Origin of the sequence: Parasphingorhabdus sp. SCSIO 66989 (genome assembly GCF_032852305.1) — a bacterium.
Classification (GTDB): domain Bacteria; phylum Pseudomonadota; class Alphaproteobacteria; order Sphingomonadales; family Sphingomonadaceae; genus Alterisphingorhabdus; species Alterisphingorhabdus coralli.
Genome location: NZ_CP136594.1, coordinates 3,105,089 through 3,125,430, shown reverse-complemented (window position 1 = coordinate 3,125,430; position 20,342 = coordinate 3,105,089). Strand labels below are relative to the sequence as shown.

Annotated in this window: 23 protein-coding genes; 18 read left to right on the top strand and 5 right to left on the bottom strand. The window is 57.9% G+C overall.

Annotated features, from left to right (window positions below):
* Positions 1–96 precede the first annotated feature (96 nt).
* The 6 genes from RB602_RS14590 (at position 97) to RB602_RS14565 (ending at position 5,557) form a co-directional block, all read left to right on the top strand.
* Positions 97–1,605, top strand: coding sequence for a YifB family Mg chelatase-like AAA ATPase (locus tag RB602_RS14590; protein ID WP_317084579.1), 1,509 nt, complete (start codon positions 97–99; stop codon positions 1,603–1,605).
* 113 nt (positions 1,606–1,718) lie between these two features.
* Positions 1,719–2,318 (top strand): class I SAM-dependent methyltransferase, encoded by a 600-nt coding sequence (locus RB602_RS14585; RefSeq protein ID WP_317081595.1) that lies wholly within the window; start codon positions 1,719–1,721, stop codon positions 2,316–2,318.
* A complete protein-coding gene (locus tag RB602_RS14580) occupies positions 2,318–3,844 on the top strand; it encodes a hypothetical protein (RefSeq protein ID WP_317081593.1) in 1,527 nt (508 codons plus the stop codon). The genes RB602_RS14585 and RB602_RS14580 overlap by 1 nt, the downstream gene beginning before the upstream one ends.
* Positions 3,841–4,461: a DUF4254 domain-containing protein gene (locus RB602_RS14575; protein ID WP_317081591.1), complete on the top strand. Its 621-nt coding sequence runs from the start codon at positions 3,841–3,843 to the stop codon at positions 4,459–4,461. The genes RB602_RS14580 and RB602_RS14575 overlap by 4 nt, the downstream gene beginning before the upstream one ends.
* A 6-nt stretch (positions 4,462–4,467) precedes the next feature.
* Positions 4,468–5,328 (top strand): sulfotransferase family protein, encoded by an 861-nt coding sequence (locus tag RB602_RS14570; protein WP_317081589.1) that lies wholly within the window; start codon positions 4,468–4,470, stop codon positions 5,326–5,328.
* Positions 5,285–5,557 carry a hypothetical protein gene (locus RB602_RS14565; protein WP_317081587.1) on the top strand — a complete coding sequence of 91 codons (273 nt, stop codon included), beginning with the start codon at positions 5,285–5,287 and terminating at the stop codon, positions 5,555–5,557. Before RB602_RS14570 ends, RB602_RS14565 begins: the two co-directional genes overlap by 44 nt.
* A gap of 219 nt (positions 5,558–5,776) precedes the next feature.
* Here the strand turns inward: RB602_RS14565 and RB602_RS14560 are convergent, their stop codons facing one another.
* Complete coding sequence (locus tag RB602_RS14560; RefSeq protein WP_317081585.1) at positions 5,777–6,202, bottom strand: bactofilin family protein; 426 nt, start codon at positions 6,200–6,202, stop codon at positions 5,777–5,779.
* 1 nt (position 6,203) lies between these two features.
* On the bottom strand, positions 6,204–7,382 hold the full coding sequence (locus RB602_RS14555) for a peptidoglycan DD-metalloendopeptidase family protein (RefSeq protein ID WP_317081583.1): 1,179 nt from the start codon (positions 7,380–7,382) through the stop codon (positions 6,204–6,206).
* 275 nt (positions 7,383–7,657) lie between these two features.
* Here RB602_RS14555 and RB602_RS14550 point away from each other — a divergent pair, with 275 nt between their 5' ends.
* The 5 genes from RB602_RS14550 to RB602_RS14530 all read left to right on the top strand — a co-directional run bounded on the left by RB602_RS14550 (position 7,658) and on the right by RB602_RS14530 (position 11,816).
* Entirely contained in the window at positions 7,658–8,950 is a 1,293-nt protein-coding gene (locus RB602_RS14550) for a glutamate-5-semialdehyde dehydrogenase (protein WP_317081581.1), read from the top strand.
* A gap of 8 nt (positions 8,951–8,958) precedes the next feature.
* Positions 8,959–9,621 carry a nicotinate-nucleotide adenylyltransferase gene (locus RB602_RS14545; protein ID WP_317081579.1) on the top strand — a complete coding sequence of 221 codons (663 nt, stop codon included), beginning with the start codon at positions 8,959–8,961 and terminating at the stop codon, positions 9,619–9,621.
* A 209-nt stretch (positions 9,622–9,830) separates the two neighbouring features.
* Positions 9,831–10,109, top strand: a complete 279-nt coding sequence (gene rsfS / locus RB602_RS14540; RefSeq protein ID WP_317084577.1) for a ribosome silencing factor — start codon at positions 9,831–9,833, stop codon at positions 10,107–10,109.
* A 48-nt stretch (positions 10,110–10,157) separates the two neighbouring features.
* A complete protein-coding gene (locus RB602_RS14535) occupies positions 10,158–10,586 on the top strand; it encodes a 23S rRNA (pseudouridine(1915)-N(3))-methyltransferase RlmH (protein WP_317081577.1) in 429 nt (142 codons plus the stop codon).
* 6 nt (positions 10,587–10,592) lie between these two features.
* Positions 10,593–11,816, top strand: a complete 1,224-nt coding sequence (locus RB602_RS14530; RefSeq protein WP_317081575.1) for a murein hydrolase activator EnvC family protein — start codon at positions 10,593–10,595, stop codon at positions 11,814–11,816.
* 188 nt (positions 11,817–12,004) lie between these two features.
* On the opposite strand, the gene RB602_RS14525 is transcribed toward RB602_RS14530, so the two are convergent.
* On the bottom strand, positions 12,005–12,328 hold the full coding sequence (locus RB602_RS14525; RefSeq protein WP_317081573.1) for a hypothetical protein: 324 nt from the start codon (positions 12,326–12,328) through the stop codon (positions 12,005–12,007).
* Between the two features lie 152 nt (positions 12,329–12,480).
* On the opposite strand from RB602_RS14525, the gene RB602_RS14520 reads away from it, so the two are divergent.
* The gene (locus tag RB602_RS14520; protein ID WP_317081572.1) at positions 12,481–13,629 is read left to right on the top strand and encodes a serine hydrolase domain-containing protein; all 1,149 of its coding nucleotides are present in this window, start codon (positions 12,481–12,483) and stop codon (positions 13,627–13,629) included.
* A gap of 742 nt (positions 13,630–14,371) precedes the next feature.
* On the opposite strand, the gene RB602_RS14515 is transcribed toward RB602_RS14520, so the two are convergent.
* Positions 14,372–15,199, bottom strand: a complete 828-nt coding sequence (locus RB602_RS14515; RefSeq protein ID WP_317081571.1) for a PhzF family phenazine biosynthesis protein — start codon at positions 15,197–15,199, stop codon at positions 14,372–14,374.
* Positions 15,196–15,771, bottom strand: a complete 576-nt coding sequence (pdxH, locus tag RB602_RS14510) for a pyridoxamine 5'-phosphate oxidase (RefSeq protein ID WP_317081568.1) — start codon at positions 15,769–15,771, stop codon at positions 15,196–15,198. Before pdxH ends, RB602_RS14515 begins: the two co-directional genes overlap by 4 nt.
* A 255-nt stretch (positions 15,772–16,026) precedes the next feature.
* On the opposite strand from pdxH, the gene RB602_RS14505 reads away from it, so the two are divergent.
* From RB602_RS14505 to aroC, 6 genes are all read left to right on the top strand, one after another.
* Positions 16,027–16,950, top strand: coding sequence for a DnaJ C-terminal domain-containing protein (locus RB602_RS14505; protein ID WP_317084575.1), 924 nt, complete (start codon positions 16,027–16,029; stop codon positions 16,948–16,950).
* Between the two features lie 91 nt (positions 16,951–17,041).
* Complete coding sequence (locus tag RB602_RS14500) at positions 17,042–17,944, top strand: YihY/virulence factor BrkB family protein (RefSeq protein WP_317081565.1); 903 nt, start codon at positions 17,042–17,044, stop codon at positions 17,942–17,944.
* Positions 17,945–17,983: 39 nt separating this feature from the next.
* Complete coding sequence (gene fabI / locus RB602_RS14495) at positions 17,984–18,778, top strand: enoyl-ACP reductase FabI (protein ID WP_317084573.1); 795 nt, start codon at positions 17,984–17,986, stop codon at positions 18,776–18,778.
* 14 nt (positions 18,779–18,792) lie between these two features.
* Positions 18,793–19,035 carry a DUF4160 domain-containing protein gene (locus RB602_RS14490; protein WP_317081563.1) on the top strand — a complete coding sequence of 81 codons (243 nt, stop codon included), beginning with the start codon at positions 18,793–18,795 and terminating at the stop codon, positions 19,033–19,035.
* Positions 19,019–19,273: a DUF2442 domain-containing protein gene (locus RB602_RS14485; protein WP_317081562.1), complete on the top strand. Its 255-nt coding sequence runs from the start codon at positions 19,019–19,021 to the stop codon at positions 19,271–19,273. Before RB602_RS14490 ends, RB602_RS14485 begins: the two co-directional genes overlap by 17 nt.
* Positions 19,270–20,340, top strand: a complete 1,071-nt coding sequence (gene aroC, locus RB602_RS14480) for a chorismate synthase (protein ID WP_317081561.1) — start codon at positions 19,270–19,272, stop codon at positions 20,338–20,340. The genes RB602_RS14485 and aroC overlap by 4 nt, the downstream gene beginning before the upstream one ends.
* Positions 20,341–20,342: the final 2 nt, after the last annotated feature.

Here is a 20,342-nt window from a genome sequence, read left to right as displayed (position 1 = left end):
GCAGCTATTAGCCCAGTGAGTTTAACCGAATTGGCACTCGACTCTATGTGTAAACCCGCCTAACAAAAAGTGGAACAAAACAGGGGTAAAGTGATCATGGTCGCCACGGTGATGACCACAGCCTATCTCGGCCTGGAGGCGCGCAGCGTTGAGGTTCAGGTGCAAATTGGCGGCGGCTTGCCAGCCTTTATCGTTGTCGGCCTGCCTGACAAGGCGGTGGCGGAAAGCCGCGAGCGTGTGCGTGCGGCGCTGTCCTCGCTCGGCCTGTCGCTGCCGCCCAAGAGGATTACCGTTAATTTATCCCCTGCCGATCTGCCCAAAGAAGGCTCGCATTATGACCTGCCGATCGCGCTGGCGCTGCTCTCGGCTATGGGGCTGATCGATATGGAGGCTATGTCCGGCTATGTCGCAGTAGGCGAGCTGGCGCTGGATGGACGCATTGCCCCCTCGCCGGGCGTATTGCTGGCGGCGATGCACGCACTGGAGCAGGACAGCGGATTGATTTGCCCTGCCGTTCAGGGCAGCGAGGCGGCATGGGCCGGCGATCTGGAGGTGCTGGCCGCGCCTGATCTGCTGTCGCTGCTCAATCATTTCAAAGGCACGAACCGCCTGCTGCCACCACAGGCAGGTGAGGTGATAGAAGCCAGCACCGGCCCCGATCTGGCGCAGGTCAAGGGGCAGGAGACCGCCCGCCGCGCGCTCGAGATCGCCGCCGCGGGTGGCCATAATCTCTTGATGTCCGGCCCGCCCGGGGCCGGCAAATCGTTGTTGGCGTCCTGCATGCCCGGTATTTTGCCTCCATTGGAGGCAGAAGAAGCGCTCGAAGTCTCGATGGTTGCCAGTGTCGCCGGAACATTGGAACAAGGCCAGCTAAGCCGCATCCGCCCCTTCCGCGCCCCGCATCACAGCGCCTCCATGGCGGCGCTGGTGGGCGGCGGGTTACGGGTAAAGCCGGGAGAAGTGAGCCTCGCCCATCTCGGCGTGCTTTTCCTCGATGAGCTGCCTGAATTTCAACGCGCTGTGCTGGACTCACTGCGACAACCTATCGAAGCAGGCACGGTCAGCATCGCCCGCGCCAATGCGCATGTCACTTTCCCAGCCCGCTTCCAACTGGTCGCTGCAATGAACCCCTGCAAATGCGGCTATCTGGGAGACCCGGCAAGAGCCTGCTCCCGCGCCCCTAGATGCGCTGCCGACTATCAGGCCAAGATATCCGGCCCGCTGCTCGACCGTATCGACCTGCATGTCGATGTCGAACCAGTACTCGCCAGCGATCTGGTACGGCCATCACAGGCAGAGAATTCCCAAACCGTACGTGCCCGCGTTATTGCAGCAAGGGCGCGCCAACAGACCCGCCGGAAACAAACCGGAGCACGCACCAATGCCGAACTCAACACCGAGATGCTGGAACGCATAGCGACACCCGACAAGGCCGGCCAAGCCTTGTTGGCGCAAGCCGCCGACGCGATGCGTCTCACCGCGCGCAGCTATATGCGGGTATTGCGAGTGGCACGAACACTGGCGGATCTTGCAGGTCAAGAGGGTGTCAACCGCATCCATATCGCTGAAGCGCTCAGCTATAGGCAACAGGTGCCTGTTGCGTAACAATATGGCGTTCTATTATTGACGCATTGGAATTTCATTGGATTAAACCAATTCAAAGCATATTAACCGCTTACTCGCGGATGTCAGGTCTCGAGCCTTTAGGAGAGGACGCCATGGTTGAGTCGACGCCGTTAAAACTCAATCTGGGCTGCGGCTATAATAAGCTGCAAGGCTTTGTGAATGTCGACTCAGCAAAGGATTGCAATCCCGATCAACTGGTTGATCTGGAGAGCTTTCCATGGCCTTGGGACGATGACAGCGTCGATGAAATCCGCATGTCGCATGTGCTGGAGCATCTGGGGCAAGCGCCGGAAGTCTATCTCAAGATTATGTGCGAGATTTATCGTATCTGTGTTGCCGATGCCGTTATCCACATAACCGTGCCGCATCATCGGCACGACAATTTCCATTCCGACCCGACACATGTCCGCGCTGTAACGCCACTGGGCTTGGCGCTCTTTGATCGGCAACAATGCGAGGCATGGATTGCGGGCGGCTATTCCAATACGCCTTTGGCGCTCTATTGCGGTGTCGATTTTGTTACCGAAGAAGTCATTAACGACCTTGATCCCGCTTGGCAGCAGCGGCTGCAGGATGGCAGCACAGATGTCGCCACCATCGAATTCCATGCTCAGCATGGCAGCAATGTCATTGCCCAGACACGTTTTCGCCTCAGGGTGCGCAAGCAGGTCCCAGAAAGAGACAGCGCATAATGTCGGAAGATAGCATTCTGCGGATCTATGCCGCGATTGAGGATGCGAACTGGCTTCAGGGCAAGGTGCTGTGCCAGAATATGCTCAAGCAACAGCCTGAATATGCCGAGATACTGCATCTTTACGGTCATATTCTTGGCAAGCTGGGCGACACCACGCTGGCGCTGGAAAAACTACAGCTGGCAACGCTGATTGCACCGGCGCATCCGCAGTATCGCTACAATTATGCGGTATCGCTTGGCGAGGCCGGTCGCGAGCAAGAAGCGGCGGTGCAGTATCAGGCGTGTCTGCGCTATCAGCCGAGCCATCGCGATGCACTGTGGAACTATGGCGAGATGCTTCGCCTTGACAATCATTTTGAAGAAGCGGCCGTGCTTTTTGAGCGCCTGATAGAAGCAGGGGGCACTTATCCCAAATTGCAACACCGGCTTGGCGTCACCTATGGCGCGCTTGGGCGTGTTGAAGAGGCAGAGGCCTTTTTCCAAAACGAGATGGACGGCGCTGATGCGGATGCGGCGACCCATTGGGAATATGCGCTGTTCAAATTGGGGCAGGAAGAGTTTGCAACCGGCTTTGCCCATTATCATCACCGGTTTGCAGAGGAGGCCGACAATCGCGTCTTCTGCCATGACTATGGTCTGCCGCGATGGGCGGGCGAGTGGGAAGAAGGCGCTGCGCTTTTGATCCATGGCGAGCAGGGGCTGGGTGATGAAATGATGTTCGCGTCCATCCTGCCAGAGGTCATCGAACAGGCCGGACAGCACGGTATGACAATCATCCTGCTGGTCAAGCCTCCGCTGGTGCGGCTTTTCAGATACAGCTTTCCCGACATTATGATTCTGCCACATCGGGTAGGCGGGGAGTTTGCAGACATCACACAATTGCCGCCAATCACATGGCAGGCCGCGATTGGCGATCTCGCGGTCCTTTTTCGCAAGCAGGCGGGCGATTTTGCCAAGGCGCGCAAACCCTATCTTTTTGCCGATCCGGATCGGGTGGTATGGTATAAACAGTATCTCGAGGCGCTCGAGCCGGGTCCTCAACCCGAATTGCGCGTCGGCCTGATGTGGGGCAGCAACCCGCTTAAACTGGATTCATCTTATATTCGCTGGACGCAGAGCCGCAGTATCCCGCCTGCGCTCTTTAATGCGCTGGGCTATCTGCGCCCGCGGGTGCGGTTTGTGAGTTTGCAAAACCCCGAGCGCGGCGCAGAAGCGAGCGAGATGCATAAATTGGATGTTCTTGATCTGAGTGTCTTGCAGCGAGACTTTTATGAGACAGCGGCGCTGGTCGCCAATATGGACCTGGTGTTCAGTGTCTGCACCTCGGTTTCGCACCTTGCTGGCGGCATGGGGCATCCGGCCGTAACCGCTTTGATGGATCGCGCCGACTGGCGTCATGGCAAGACACGAGAGCAGAGCTATTGGTATAAAAACACCCGCTACTTCCGCCAGCGCGAGGCGGGTGACTGGACCAGCGTTATTGCGCGGTTGGGGACGCATATAGAGGAGATGCTGGCGGCATGAGCGATATTCCTGCCAGTGCCGCCGTGACGGCCTTTCATGATGCCTGTCTGCGCCTGCCGGATTGGCCCATAGAGAATAATGCACCGGCGCTTGAGGGTGTGGGAAGCCAGTGGATCGCCAAGAACCATTTTTGCAATAGCAGCCTATGGGCCGAGGAAGACCTTGCGCGGCGCAAAAAGGCACCGGATTATGAAATCGTAGCCAATAAGCGTGCTATCGACCGATTTAATCAGGCGCGCAATGATGCGATTGAACGGATCGATGAAGCGATTTTGGACGCGTTGGCACAGCAATGCGGGGCGTTTGATGCGGGTGCCAGACTGAATAGCGAGACCGCTGGCAGCATGATCGACCGTCTTTCGATCCTGTCGCTGAAAATCCGCTCAATGCGCCAACAAACGGCGCGCGAGGACAAGGATGACACTTTTCGTTCGACTATGGCGCGGCGGCTTGTGCAGTTACAGCAGCAGCGCGATGATCTGGCCCATTGCTTTGATACATTGATTGCAGATTGCATCGCGGGCCGGGCGCGCTACAAAATCTACCGTCAACACAAAATGTACAATGACCCTTCCCTTAACCCTGCCATGCTGGCGGAGAATTCATCAGGAGCGTGAGCAGCTATGGATAAACGGTTTCTCTTCATCTCCGGTCTGCCCCGTTCAGGCTCAACGCTGACCTCGGCGATATTGCGTCAGAACCCTCGGGTTTATGCCGGTGTTTCCGGGCCTGTCTCAACCCTGTTTGACTCGCTGATTGGCTCGGTATCGGTGGGCAATGAAGTCTCTTCCATGGTCACCGATGTGAAGCGGGAAAATCTGCTGCGCGGCCTGTTCACCAGCTATTATGCCGATGTCGACAAAGAACTGATCTTTGACACCAACCGCGCCTGGACGGCGCAGCTTTCGGCCCTGATGCGGCTGTTTCCGGAAACGCGGCTCATCTGCTGTGTGCGCTCGGTCGCGTGGATACTGGACTCGCTCGAGCGGCAATATCGCAACAATGCGTTTGAGCACACCGGGTTGTTCAACAATGGCGGCGAGCGCTCGACCGTCTATACCCGTGTCGAGGCGCTGACCAATGCCAACCGGCTGGTCGGCTTTGCCTGGCAGGCGCTGAAAGAAGCCTGTTATTCGGACTTTGCTGATCGGTTGCTGCTGATTGAATATGATGTGCTGGTTGAGCAGCCGGAGCAAACCATCAATTTGATCTATGAGTTTATCGGCGAAGAACCCTATGCGCATGACTTTAACAACGTAGAATTTGATGCGCCCGAACTTGACGTGCATATCGGCCTGTCCGGCATGCATAAGGTAAAGCCGGTGGTGCAACCGATGCAGCGCAAGACGATTTTGCCGCCCGACCTGTTCGAACGATATAATAATCTGTCTTTCTGGCGGAACCTGCCGGACAGCTCTGCTTTGCGCCTGGTGGTCAGCGATGATATCCATCACGCGCAACAAATGCCGGGCGGTGCAGCTTAAGCGATGGCGCGATGCTGTGTTGCAGGCCAATGCCTATAACGATCAGCAGTTCAGCCAGCTATCCAACCGCCTCAATGCCCGGATTGATGATATCCGCTTCGACTTGACTGAATATCGCCAGGGAGCACAGGCGGGTATCGCCTCTGTGTCTGCACTCACCCAGCTGCGCTATCATGACGATCCGGGCGCACTATCCAAAGGCGGCGCTATTGGCGGCTTTATGGGCTAGGTATCGATCGCCAGCGGATAAACATCAATGCCGGTTTTGGCTTCAACCAGGCGCGCAATGAAGCAACCTGGGGCGCAGGTGCAACGTTCAGCATCGATTAGCTGTTTTGGGTGAAGCCTGGTTATCAAGGATCGACGTGGCAAGGCCATCCAATTTCGGGTCAGGCGAACATACTTCTTGAGGATAGCTCTGGCGTCGGCACTGGCCCCTATGTTGCGGCTAGGCTGCCTTGTCCGGCGACAGATCAAGCGTTGCTGTGCTGTCATCGCGTGCGGTGATCTTTGGCGTCTCAGCTGCGTTGCTTTTGTGGCGGAACTTGCCGTCGACATTGCCGCCCTGTTCGATGGTGATGGTCTCATAGGAGACATCGCCGGTTATGCGCGCGCTGCTTTCAATCACAAGTTCCGACGCGTCGATGGAGCCTTCTACCAGTCCGGCCAGACGCGCCGTTTGCGCTACAATCGCTCCGTGAATCTCGCTGCCTTCTCCCTGTACCAGCGAGGCGCATTGCAGGTCGCCGTCAATGCGGCCATCGACATGCAGGTCAACCTTTGCGCTTATGTTTCCGGTAATGACAACATCTGATCCGATGACCGAGAATGTGGTGCCGCCTCCCATGGAGCCGCGCGCGGAACGGGATGCCATCTTAGACGTCTCCGCCGTCCGCTCGGGTGCGCTGCTGGGCGTTGGCTTGGATCTTGAGAACATCGCTATTGGCTTCCAGAAAAGGTTTTGGGTTAATCGCTTTGCCGTTCATGCGGACTTCAAAATGCAGATGCGTACCGGTCGAGCGGCCACTGCTGCCCATGGCACCGATTTTCGACCCCTCATCTATAGCATTGCCAACGGCGACATTGATACCCGAAAGGTGGGCATAGCGGGTTACCAGTCCATTGCCATGGTCGATCTCAACGGTGCGGCCATAGCCACCCTTCCAACCGGCAAAGCTGACGGTTCCACTGGCAGCGGCAACTATCGGCTGACCATAGGGGCCTTTGAAATCCAGGCCATTGTGCATCGCGCCGCGACGTGTGAACGGGTCGCGACGATAGCCAAAGCCGCTGCTGATAAAATTCATATCGGCGGGCTCTGCAGAAGGAATATGGGCAAGGCCACGTTCCAGCGCGTCCATGCGCGCAAGCTTCTGACCGAGGGTGATAAAGCGAGGGTCAAGCCGTGTTTCGTCATCTTCCGCATCAGTGAAGGGGAGGAAGGGGCCACCTTGCGCGGAGCCATTGTCGCGCGCGATCTCTTGGGGATTAAGGCCCAGCTTACGAATGGCGGACTCTGCTTCGGCCGAGCGACGGTCCGCCTCGGCCGACAGCATGGCCACAAAGGCCAGCTGCCGCGCCTCGACAAATGCCAGTGCACGGGCCTCAGGAACAAGCGCGCTTATTTTTTCTGCGATTGCTTCCTCAGATTGGGCATCCTCTCCCGCTTGTGCTGGCATTTTGGAGTTTTTAGCCGGAAAATAGCGCTCGGCTAGCGCATCGAGTTCATCCTGACGCCGCTGAAGGTCAGCGGCCACCTTGTCGACCGAGTCGCGATAGGCTTCGACGCGGCTTTCAGAGTCGGCGACGACCGCTTGTCGCTCATTTAAAGCCATGCGGTCGAGCGAGACACTGACCTGGCTAAAGGCCATGCCCAAGGTGGTCAGCAGCCACAGCAATATGGCACCAAAAATGGCAAGAAAAACAGTGATTTGCAGTCGCGATGATATCTTCAGGAATTTCACCTGACCTTCGGCGCGCATAAAGAATTCGCGCTCCGGGAACCATCGCAACAAGCGTGCATATAGCGCATTTTCAGCGCTGAAAAATTTCACGACCCTAGTTTCCTATGACCCTGTAGTTGGCACGGCCCCTAGCAAAGCGGGGTTAAGGAATCGAATCCGATGTTGCAGACTCGTGACGAGTCGAAGGCATAATGCGACAAATGGTTTTACAATTATTACAAAAGATCGGATTCGGACGGAAAGATACAGCTTTTGTTCAAAAGCCTTAGGAATGAGTCATTTAGCTGCGATGCGAGTCGTTTTTGAACTGCTTGCGTGCAGCATTCGCTCCGCTTATCTGCTGGCATATGCATGAAGAGGACATTTTGACGACGACGCGACATCAGGGACAGGCCGCATTTGCGAGCGATGATGCCACGAAAGTCATCGCGGCAATGGCAAAGGCTGCGCGACAGGCGCAACGGGCATTGGCGACTATGGGTGGTGCGGCAAGGCAGCGCGCGTTGGTCGCATCGGCGGCATCGCTCGATAATGATCGTGCTACCATCCTTGCCGCCAATGCGGAGGATCTTGCTGCGGCCAAGGATCGTGGCCTTAGCGATGCCATGTGCGACCGGTTGGCACTGGATGATGCGCGGATTGACGCCATCATCGCCGCAGTCAGGGACATTGCTGAACTGCCTGATCCGCTGGGGCATGAACTGGACAGCCGCACACGGCCCAATGGCCTCGTCATTCGCCGTGTCAGCGTGCCGCTTGGCGTTATCGGCATGATTTATGAAAGCCGTCCCAATGTGACCGTGGATGCTGCGGCGCTGTGCGTCCGCGCGGGCAATGCGGTGATATTGCGTGGTGGTAGTGAAGCAAAATACAGCAATGCAGCACTACACGCAGCTATGGTGCGCGGTCTGGTGGCTAAAGGCTTTCCAGAGGCTGCGGTGCAGCGCGTTGCCGATCAGGACCGCGCACTGGTCGGCGCGATGCTGAAGGCAAGCGACGGCATTGACCTTATCATCCCGCGCGGTGGTCGTTCTTTAGTCGAAAGAGTGCAGCAGGAAGCGAGGGTTCCGGTGCTCGCGCATCTTGATGGCATTTGTCATAGCTATGTCCATGCCAGCGCTGACCCTGAAAAAGCCGCAGCCATTGTCGTCAACGCCAAGATGCGGCGAACCGGGATTTGTGGTGCGACCGAGACGGTGTTGATCGATCAGGACTTCCCGCAACCGGCGCGCGTGATCGGTGCGCTCATCGATGCCGGATGCGAGGTGCGTGGCGATGATATGGCAATGGAAATGGATCGCCGAGTAGTCCCGGCGATGCAGGAGGATTGGGGGCAGGAATTTCTTGCGCCCGTTGTGGCTGTGCGTTTTGTGCGTGGTGTCGATGAGGCCATGGCACATATTGCTGAGTTTGGCTCCGGCCATACCGAAGCGATTATCACACAGGACAGCGAGGCCGCGGCGCAGTTTCAGTCCGGTGTCGATAGCGCGATTGTTATGGTCAATGCTTCGACCCAATTTGCCGATGGCGGGGAATTTGGCCTGGGGGCGGAAATCGGGATTGCCACCGGACGGCTCCATGCGCGGGGGCCAGTCGGCGTGGAGGCGCTCACCACCTATAAATGGTTGGTTGATGGCACCGGTCAAACGCGTCCCTGAATGCCGCTATGTTAGAGGAAAGATCGCTGACAAGAGGCGGACGCAAGCCCGTCGGGCTTTTGGGCGGGTCTTTCAACCCCGCGCATGGCGGTCATCGCAGCATCACGCTGTTCGCGATGAAGGCGTTGCGGTTGAAGGAATGTTGGTGGCTGGTCTCGCCGGGCAATCCGCTCAAAGCCGGGGCGACCGATATGGCGCCGCTGGATGCCCGTCTGGCTTCGGCACAGGATCTCTCTCGCGCCGCTCCGATCCGCGCCACAGCGATCGAGCGCACAATGCAGACGCGCTATACGATTGATACTTTGCGTACCTTGGTAAACCGATATCCGCGGCATCAATTCGTCTGGATTATGGGGGCAGATAATCTGGAAAATTTTCATCGCTGGCGCCAATGGCGTGAAATTGCACGATTAATGCCGATTGCGGTCATCGCCAGACCGGGTTATACTCAATCCGCTGTTGCTTCAAAGGCAATGGCTTGGTTCGGGCGCTTTGTCCGGCCCCGGAACCAGAGTGTGCATTGGACGAAATGGAGCACGCCAGCGCTTGTGATATTGCGCTATCGTTCCGATCCGCGTTCGGCGAGTAACATCCGCCGCACCACCCCCAATTGGCATAGCGACTATGCTGGTCATATCGTTCGTGACGATGTGACCCGCGAATTACTGTGATGCCGATTGTTGTAAAGACAAGTGGCCCAGGCTGGGTGGGAGCAGCCATTATGGACCACCAGTAAAGAGGAACTCTTTTGACCAATTTAGCTGAAACCGTGACCGAAAGGCCATCCACGCCGCTCAATCCCGGTGCTGATGCCGGGCCTGAACCTGATGCCCTGCTGGCGCTTGCGCGCCAGTCGCTTGATGATGATCAGGCGCAGGATATGGTTGTCATTGATCTGGAAGGCAAAAGCAGCATTGCCGATCATATGATTATCGCATCCGGTCGCTCGACACGTCAGGTCGCATCCATGGCGCAGAAGATGGTCGAACGGATCAAGAAAGCCGGTGGGACGGCACGTATTGAAGGTCTGCCCAATGCAGACTGGGTGCTGATTGATGCCGGGGACGTCATTGTCCACCTGTTCCGTCCGGAAGTGCGCAGCTTCTACAATCTGGAGCGGATGTGGGGCTTTGACGATACCGCTGAGGGTAACGCCTGAGCGTAACAGGCAATTGCGCCTGACATTTCAGATGATATGACAGAGCCCATGAAGCTGCATATCATCGCCCGGGGCAAGATCGGCCGCAGTGCCGAGGCGGAGCTTGTGACCCGATATATGGAGCGCCTGTCATGGCCCTGGCAGGTGACAGAACTTCCCGACCGCCCGGATGCTGTAGCCAAACCTCCCACGACTGCACCTTGCCGCACCATCCTGCTCGATGAAAAAGGTAAGAATCTCTCATCTGTTGCCTTTTCCGGCATATTGGGCCGTTGGCGCGATGATGGGGTGCGTGAAACAAGGCTGTTTATCGGCGGCGCGGACGGCTTTGATGATGCCCAGCGCGCCGAGGCTGACCTCCTGCTGTCCTTTGGCAATGCCACCTGGCCGCACATGATGGCGCGCGCGATGCTGGCCGAGCAGCTATGGCGTGCTACCAGCATATTGGCTGGTCATCCCTATCATCGAGAAGGCTAGGGGAAGATGATGCGCTCTCTCATTCTTACTCTTGTCTTGGGCATCGGGCTCGTTGCTATTGGCTGGTCGGCGATTGCGCAAAACAGTGTGTTGCCTGGGCAGACCGTTGCAGAAACACAAAAGGCGTTGCGTGCTGCTGAAGCGCAAGCGAAAGCCGCTTTAGAACGCGCGGAGGGGCTGCAGAAGCGGGCTGACAGCGCCACCAAGCGCGCGGACAAGGTGCGCGGAGATATTCAGGCGATGGCGGCGCGGGTTCAGGAATCCGAAGCGCGGATTGCTGCCGCCAATGCGCGCATTTCCATTCTCGACACGTTGCAATTGGCACAGAAACGGCGTCTGGCGGCGAAGCAGGAACCGATGATCAAGCTGACCGCCGCATTGCAACAGTTCAGCCGACGGCCAACCGCGCTCGCTCTTGTCAAGCCCGGCTCGCTCGAAGAAACGGTGCGGGTGCGCGCATTAATAGCATCAATCCGGCCGCAAGTGGAGGATATGTCGCAAGAGTTGCGTGAGGATATAGAGCGCAGCCGCACATTGCGCAGACAGGCTGAAAAGGCGGCGAAAACATTGCGCGCATCGCGGCAGAAGCTCGAGGACCGACGGCAAAAGCTGGCACGCATGGAAACGGCGGCAAGGCTGGAATCGCGCGAGCTGATCGGCGGAGCACAGCTTGAGGAAGACCGTGCGATTGCTTTAGGCGAAGACGCTCGCGATCTTGATGATCTGATCGACCGCATCACCGTCAGCAGCACAGTTCGAGAGGAGCTGGCGGCGCTGGATGGCCCGCGTTTGCGACCTGATCGGCCGGAGCTTTCCAATGTTGTCGGCAAGGGTAATGCCACACCGCGCCGCGCTGGTCGCCCGGCCTATATGCTGCCGGTTGTCGGCACCGTGACCACCGGATTTGGCGAGGTGTCAGAAAGCGGTGTGACCGCTCGCGGTATTACCATCCGCGCCGGTGACGCGGCACAGATTATCGCACCTGCCAGATCGCGGGTTGCCTATGCCGGGGACTATCGCGGCTTTGGCGAGATCATCATATTGGAGCATGATGGCGGTTGGACGACACTGATCACCGGACTGGCGCAGATCAATGCTAAGGTCGGTGACGAAGTATCACAGGGGGCGCCGATTGGCCGGGCACCTGCAGGCGAGGGTGGCGATATCATGATCGAACTGCGTCGCAATGGTCAGCCGGTTGATGTCGCGACGTTGATTGCCGCGCAGTGATCTCCAATCCTCCCCGGAACGGGGAGGGGGACCGTCGCAGACGGTGGAGGGGCACCCTCGGCATGATACAGAGTTGAAGCGATGCGCTGGTGGTGCGAAAGCCAATTTTGCCTTCGCTATAGACATCGCATCAGGCGGCCTGTGCCCCTCCACCAGCTTCGCTGGTTCCCCTCCCCCAAGGGGAGGACTTACTCCTCCAAAGCCTCGCGCTCTTCCTTGCTTAGCAGCACACAGCCATAGCCTTCACGAAATTCCGCCTTTTGCTCGGCCAGCAGCGGAACATAAGCGGTAACGCGTTTCGCTTCCTCATCATCGCTTAACGACACCACTTCCATTCCCGGCTCCAGATCCTTTTCGCAATCAGTGAGATCGCGCCCGCCGACATAGCGGCAGGAACAGACCACACGGGCGGAATAGGCTGAGCCAACATTGGTATAGCTGCGGATCGCGGCGAGGTTCCACAAAACGCCGACAATCGCCACCACCAGCAGTGCGAGCACCAGCCACAGCACAATGTGCCCTTTGCTTATGCCGCCCGATTTTTGAGGACCATCCGATTGTTGAGCTGCCGACATGAAGCGTTGCGTCCCCCGAAAAATGCCATATTGTTAGTGCGATACTCTTCCGGCCATAGCCGTGCATCCTGATGAAAGTAACCCCGCAAATGTCCTTCTCTCTTCGTGCTGCTTCTCTGGGTCTTGCTGCAACCGCGCTTGCCGGTGGTGCTGTGCTGCTGGCTTCCGCCGCGCCTGCTCCGGTGACCGAGAAACCTGCCGAGACCGCTGAAAACGCCGACCCGATCATCGACTATCGCGATGGCAACCGGATCAGCGCCAATCGGCTGCGCGATGCCGTCGAACCGATGTTCGAGGCCGAGGAATTTGCTGAAACCCGCGCGATCATCATCGTCGAGGATGGCGAGATCATCGCCGAGCGCTATGCCAAAGGCTATGATCGCGAGACCCGCTTTATCAGCTGGTCGATGGCCAAAACAGTGACCTCAGTGCTGATCGGCATTTTGGTCTCCGATGGCCGTCTCGCGCTGGATGAGCCCGCCCCCGTGCCCGAATGGCAACGCCCCGGCGATCCACGCGGTGCGATCACGCTACGCCAATTGCTGCATATGTCCTCCGGTCTCGACCACACAGAGGCGGGCGATCCGCCCTATGAGTCCGATGAGGTGCGCGCGTTGTTCCTCGATGGCGCGGCGGATGCCGCAGGCTATGCCAAGGCCAAAACGCTTGAAGCGCAGCCGGGTGAGCAGTTTGAATATAGCACCAATACCTCCTTCATCCTGTCCGACATCATCACCCGCGAACTGACCGACAGCACCGACCCCGATGTGCGCCAGCGGGTGATGGCGCAATTTATCAAAGGGCGGCTGACCGAACCGCTGGGCCTCACCAGCATGTTCCCCGAATATGATGCGGCGGGCACCATGCTCGGCGGCAGCCTGATCCACGCCACCGCGCGCGATTGGGCGAAGTTTGGCGAGTTCCTGCGCAATGGCGGCGCGGTCGATGGCAACCAGATCCTGCCCAAAAGCTGGATCCGCTTCATGCTGACCTCAAGTGAGATTGACCCTGCCTATGCCGGCCATATCTGGCTCAACAAGCAACGCACCGGCGGGCGCAATCCAGTGCTCTTCCCCAATAACGGCCCGGACAATGTCTTCGCCATGCTCGGCCATCTGGGGCAGAAGGTCATCGTCTCGCCCGACAAGCGCGTCACCATGGTGCGTCTCGGCAAAACCCAGGACGAAGTCGGCGCACCGATCGACCGCAAAATGGGAGAGATATTGGCTGTGCTTTGAGGGCAATCCTCCTCGGGACGGGGAGGGGAACCAGCGAAGCTGGGGGAGGGGCACAGGCAATAAGCGTCGAAGGTCGCTATCGTTCGCTCAAATCGTGGGTTCACATCAGGCCAGTTGTTTCACGCGAAGAACGCGAAGATTATCAAGAACGCGAAGAATGCCGCGCCAAGTGCCCAAGATCTTCGTGCCTTAGCGCCTTTGCGCGAGTCATTCTTAGCCCTCTCCCCTTCAGGGGAGAGGGTTGGGAGAGGGGGCGTTCCACAGGCGCAGCGCAAGCGGTGAACCCCCACCCCGCTGCGACTAACCCCTTCGCTGGCGCTCAGGGCTAAGTCTCACTGCCCCTCCCCTGAAGGAGGAGGGGAGCCATTGCGCCTTAAACCAACAAAAGGTGACACAAGTGACACCCTGTTACCCTGGCTAATCGACTTATGTGTTCGCGCTATAGCATTGAGAAAAAGTAACTTTATCGCAGAAACACTCTCGCCAATACAAGGTGACAGTTTTCCCCTATTCGCGCCAAAATCACCGCATCAGATCAACAGATTAGAAAGAGCCGACGCGATGATAGCAGCGACTGCGGGTGTAGGACATGCCCGCTTTTATGAAAGGCGGCGTTCGGGGCTGAAGTTCTTCTCCGGCTTCGCGCCCCTTCTCCGTATTGGACAGTTCCACATCCCTAGGTAAGATCGGGAAGGACTCTATTTCTCCGCGCCTTCGCGTCTCCGCGTGAAAATTGAGGGTCTCAGCCGAGCCCGGGCAAAGCAAACCGGCCCTCGACCACGGTAAAGCACTCGCCCGACAGCACCGCCTCATCACCATCATGGCGACATTGCACAACCCCGCCTCGCTGGCTGGCCTGATAGGCGCTGAAAGAGTTGCGGCCCAGACGCTCTGACCAGAAAGTCGCCAGTGCGCAATGAGCCGAGCCGGTGACGCTGTCTTCGGGCACGCCCCAGGCGGGGACGAAGACGCGGCTGATGACATCGGTGCCGCTTTGCGCATCGCCTGGCGCGGTGATGATGGCCATGACCGGAATGTCGGTGAGTGCGGCCATATCGACCGAGACCTTGCGTACTGCATCGGCGTCGTCCAGCAGGATGATCGTGGTCTTTTCCACGCCGCGTACCGCTTTGAAGAGCGGGGCACCACCGGTGCCCAGCGCAGCGCTCAGTTCAGGATGGTCATAGGCTTGTACAAAGGTTGCGGGCAGCGCCATGTCATAGCCTTTTGTCCCGCGCGATACTTTCAGAATGCCTGCCTTGCGGGTGCGGAAGCTGACGCTGTCGCGCTTGGAGTCCTGGCTTAGAACATAATGGCCGGAGGCGAGAGTGGCATGGCCACACAGATCAACCTCGCTGGTAGGGGTGAACCAGCGCAGTTCATAATCCGCCTCGCCAGTTTTATCGGGCACGATGAAAGCAGTTTCAGCGAAATTATTCTCTTCACCAATCGCCTGCAAAACTGCATCCGGCAGCCATGTCTCAAGCGGCATCACCGCCGCCTGATTGCCGGTGAACGGGCGGTCGGCAAAGGCGTCAATATGCGCATAGGGCAGGGTCACGCTGGTCATGGGTAGAGCAATCCTTCGGTCCAAGCATCGCCATCAGGCAGGAAGACGCGGCGGTGGTGCAGCCGGTGTTCGCGGTCTTCCCAGAATTCAAAACGCTGCGGCGCGATGCGAAAGCCGGACCAATGCGGCGGGCGCGGCACATCCTGACCGTCATATCGCGCACGCACCTCGTCATAGCGCGCCATGAAAGTGTCGCGGCTGTCGAGCGGTTCGGATTGCAGCGAAGCCCATGCGCCAAGTTGGGAGTCGCGGCTGCGGCTGGCGAAATAGGCGTCCGCCGCTGCATCATCGACCGAGCTGACCTGCCCCGCCACCCGGATTTGCCGCCGCAGCGATTTCCAGTGGAACAGCAAGGCCGCCTGCGGGTTGGCTTTCAAGTCGCTGGCCTTGTTGCTGCCCAGATTGGTGTAGAAAACAAAGCCCTGCCGGTCATGCCCCTTGAGCAGCACCATACGCAAAGACGGCATGCCCGATGCGTCTGCCGTGGCCAGAGCCATGGCGTTGGAGTCGTTGATCTCCGTCTCACGCGCTTCAGTGAACCATGTGTCAAACAGGGCAAAGGGATCGGTCATCTTTCGGCTATTCCTCGCTTGCGGATGTAAAGGCCTGTCATGCCTGTCTTGCTAATATAAGACAGTAACGATATGACATTCCCATTCATGTTTTTGTTACTCGCCTGTGAGATAGTCTTGCCATGCTGAAAAAGGAAGCGATTGCTATTGAAATTGGCTCCGCCTCTCACCAGATTGTGTTGTATATTTGCAACAGTTTGAATCATGACGAGGCAGAGAGAGGAATAAGGCGGAAATATCATGGCGGTGCATGCAATGGCTGATCCCTATAAAATACTCGGTGTCGCTCGCGGTGCCAGTGAGAAGGATATCAAAAGCGCCTATCGTAAGCTGGCGAAGGAGCTGCACCCGGATCGTAACAAGGACAATCCCAAAGCGGCAGAGCGCTTTTCCGAAGTGACGCAGGCCTATGACCTGTTGACCGATAGCGATAAACGCGCGCGCTTTGATCGCGGCGAGATTGATATTGAGGGAAACCCGACCGCGCCGTTCGGCTTTGGCGGCGGCGCGGGGGGCTATCACAGCCGCTCGCAATCCTCTGGCGGGGATTTTGGCGGCTTTGGCAATGATGGCATTGATTTTGCCGATATCTTTGATGGTCTTTTCGGCGGTGGCGGCAATGCGCGGTCCAGTGGTTTTGGCGGACGCCAGCCTCCATCCAAGGGTGCCAATGTCGGCTATCAGCTGACCGTCGATTTTATCAGCGCGGCGACATTGGCACCACAAACGGTAACCCTGTCCGATGGCAAGACGGTGTCGATAAAGCTGCCTGTCGGTGTCGAAACCGGCAGTAAAATCCGCCTCACCGGCAAAGGGCAGCCCGGTGCTGCCGGGCCGGGCGACGCGATTGTCACCATCACCATCGGCAAGCACCCGCATTTCCGCCGTGATGAAGACGATGTGTTGCTTGATCTGCCGATCAGCCTCACCGAGGCGGTGAAGGGCGGCAAGATCAAGATACCGACGGTTGATGGCCCGGTGATGATGACGCTCAAAGCTGGCAGCACCGGCGGACAGGTGATGAGGCTTAAAGGCAAAGGCTTCCATCGCAAAGGAGGCGGTCGGGGTGACCAGATGGTGACGCTGCGCATCGCCATCCCCGAGGATGATGCTGCGCTCGATCAATTTGTCGATAGCTGGAGCAGCCGCCACGACCCCCGCGCCCATTTCCAGATGTAAGACCGGCGGTCACTTCCTGTTTGACCCATGCTGGCGTAAAGCCTTAAACAAGCGATCCGTGCAACAAGGAGCGTGGCAATCGGGATGCTGAATGGGCAATAAGATTGCAAGGCCGGACCGGAGCGCAACCATCCGGGTTATCAAGGATGTGCTCGAGCGCACCTATGAGGATGGCTTTGTCCTTGCCGGCAATTTTGCTTATCTCTCACTGCTCGCTATTTTTCCTTTCTTTATCGTTGCGACCACTATCGCCAGCGCCTTTGGCCGCACCGAATATGGTTATGATGCGGTGGAGGCGTTTCTCGTCACTCTGCCGCCCTCGGTAGCGCGGGCATTGTCCGAGCCGGTGCAATCGACATTGACAGCGCGTAGCGGGGCATTGCTCTGGTTTTCCGCAGCGGTTGGTCTGTGGACTACGGCCAGCCTGATCGAGACCATTCGCGACATCATCCGCCGCGCCTATATCGTCACCAATTTGCGGCCCTTTTGGCAATATCGTCTCGGCGCCATATTGGTGATCATCGGCGGGGTGCTGTTCACCATGCTGGCGTTCAGCCTGCAGGTGCTGCTTGGCGGCGCGCGCGAATTTGTCGACAGCATGATGGTGCCGTTTTCGGGCAATATTCTCAGTTTCATTGCCTTCAGCCAGTTGGCCACCGCGATGATCCTGTTTGGCGCGCTGTATCTGATCTTCCGTTCCATGACACCGCGCGCAGAGGAGTATCGCCGGGGCCCGATCTGGCCGGGTCCGGCGCTGATTACCTTATGGTGGATGGGCCTTGTGGCACTGCTGCCCGTTTTCCTCAGCAATTTTGCCACCTATGACCTTACCTATGGCAGTCTTGCCGGGGTGATGATCAGCCTGATTTTCTTCTACCTGATTGGCTTGGCGATGGTGGTTGGCGCAGAGCTTAATGCCGCGCTTTGCCGACTTGCGCGCGATGAAGCGGTGACAGAGCCTTTGCCAGCCGGTATATCTGCCGACAAGCAATAGAGATATGAGGATTTTATGAGTGGGACAGCAGCAGGGCTGATGCAGGGCAAGCGCGGCCTGATCATGGGCTTGGCCAACACCAAGTCACTGGCCTGGGGTATATCCAAAGCGCTGGCCGAAGCCGGTGCTGAGCTGGCCTTTTCCTATCAGGGTGAAGCGCTGGAAAAGCGGGTGCGGCCATTGGCTGCGGAACTCGGGTCGGATTTTCTGATCCCATGCGATGTATCGGATATGGATAATCTCGATGCTGCTTTTGAAACGCTGAAACAGCGTTGGGAAACGATTGACTTTGTGGTCCACGCCATTGGCTTTTCTGACAAGAATGAGCTGCGCGGCCAATATGTCGACACCAGCCTCGACAATTTCCTGATGACTATGAACATCTCTGCTTATTCGCTGGTCGCTGTCACCCAGCGAGCGGCGAAGATGATGCCAGACGGCGGCAGCATCGTGACGCTGACCTATTATGGCGCTGAGAAGGTGATTCCGCATTACAATGTCATGGGTGTCGCCAAGGCGGCGCTGGAAACCAGCGTGCAATATCTCGCCAATGACTTGGGTCCGCAGAATATCCGCGTCAACGCCATTTCTGCTGGCCCGATCAAGACCCTTGCCGCCAGCGGCATTGGTGATTTCCGCTATATTCTCAAATGGAATGAGCTGAATTCGCCGCTGCGCCGCAATGTTACTATCGAAGATGTTGGCGGCGCTGGGCTGTATCTCTGCTCGGACATGTCATCGGGCGTGACCGGAGAAAATCTGCATGTCGATGCCGGTTATCATGTCGTCGGCATGAAACAGGAAGACGCACCGGATATTGCTTTGGATAAATAGGAAGCGGGGCTGCAATGCCGACTGTCTTTCGTCTCGACGGTTATCGTTTTTTCTTCTACTCGAATGAAGGCGAGCCGCTTGAGCCTGTGCATATCCATGTAATCAAGGATGGTATTGAGGCAAAGTTCTGGCTTTATCCTGATGTCCGGCCTGCGTATAATCATGGTTTTGATGCTAGGGCATTGCGTAAATTGAGCATGATCATTGAGGATCACGCGGCAGAGATAGAGGAAGCATGGCATGACCATTTCGGCTAAAGCGGTTGGGGTGCGCTTTGACGATGATCAGATGTGGGTTGATCTGGAAGATGGCCGTATCATTGGCGTGCCCTTGGCGTGGTTTCCGCGTTTAATGAAAGCAACGCCGCAACAACGGCAAAATGTAGATATCAGCAGTGCAGGTTTGCACTGGGAGGATATTGACGAGGATATCTCCATTGCTGGTCTGCTTGATGGGCGAGGTGACCTGACGTTGACCGCGCAGCACGCCGCATGAGCTTCAACACATTTGGCCGATTGCTGCGTTTTTCTACCTGGGGGGAGAGCCACGGGCCTGCTTTGGGCGCGGTGGTGGATGGCTGCCCGCCGGGCTTGGAGCTCAGCGAGGCCGATATTCAGCCCTTTATGGATGCACGCAAGCCCGGGACGTCGCGTTTCACCACTCAGCGGCGTGAGGCTGATGAAGTGCGGATATTGTCGGGCGTGTTTGAAGGCAGAACCACCGGCACGCCGATCAGCCTCATGATCGAGAATACCGATCAGCGCTCCAAAGACTATAGCGAGATTGCCCAGAAATATCGGCCGGGCCATGCCGATTACAGCTATGATGCAAAATATGGTTTTCGCGATTATCGCGGCGGTGGGCGATCCAGCGCGCGTGAGACAGCGGCGCGGGTGGCAGCAGGCGGCGTGGCGCGCAAGATCATCCCCGAGGTGACGCTTACCGCCTATGTCTGCGAACTTGGCGGCGATGCGATTGACCGCGACAATTTTGATGCAGAGCGTATCAGCCAGAACCCGTTTTTCTGCCCCGATGCCGCGGCTGCCGAGCGTTGGGCCGAAAAGGTCGACGCCGCGCGCAAAGCGGGCAGTTCCTTGGGCGCAGTGGTCGAGTGTGTCGCCACCGGGGTGCCCGCTGGATGGGGCGCGCCGCTCTATGCCAAGATGGACAGCGAGCTGGCCGCAGCGATGATGAGCATCAATGCCACCAAGGGTATTGAGATTGGCGATGGCTTTGCTGCGGCGCGACTCACCGGCGAGGAAAATGCCGATGCTATGCGGCCCGGCGCGGATGGTAGCCCGGAGTTCGCCGCCAATCATGCCGGAGGGACGGCGGGTGGGATTACCACCGGTCAGCCGCTTGTCTGCCGCGTCGCGTTCAAGCCCACCAGCTCCATCCTGACCCCGGTCGACACCATCACCCGCAAAGGCGAGGCGACCGAGATTGTCACCAAGGGACGCCATGACCCCTGTGTCGGCATCAGAGGCACACCGGTGGTCGAGGCGATGATGGCGCTGGTGCTGGCGGACCAGAAGCTGCTCCATCTCGGACAGTGCGGATAAGC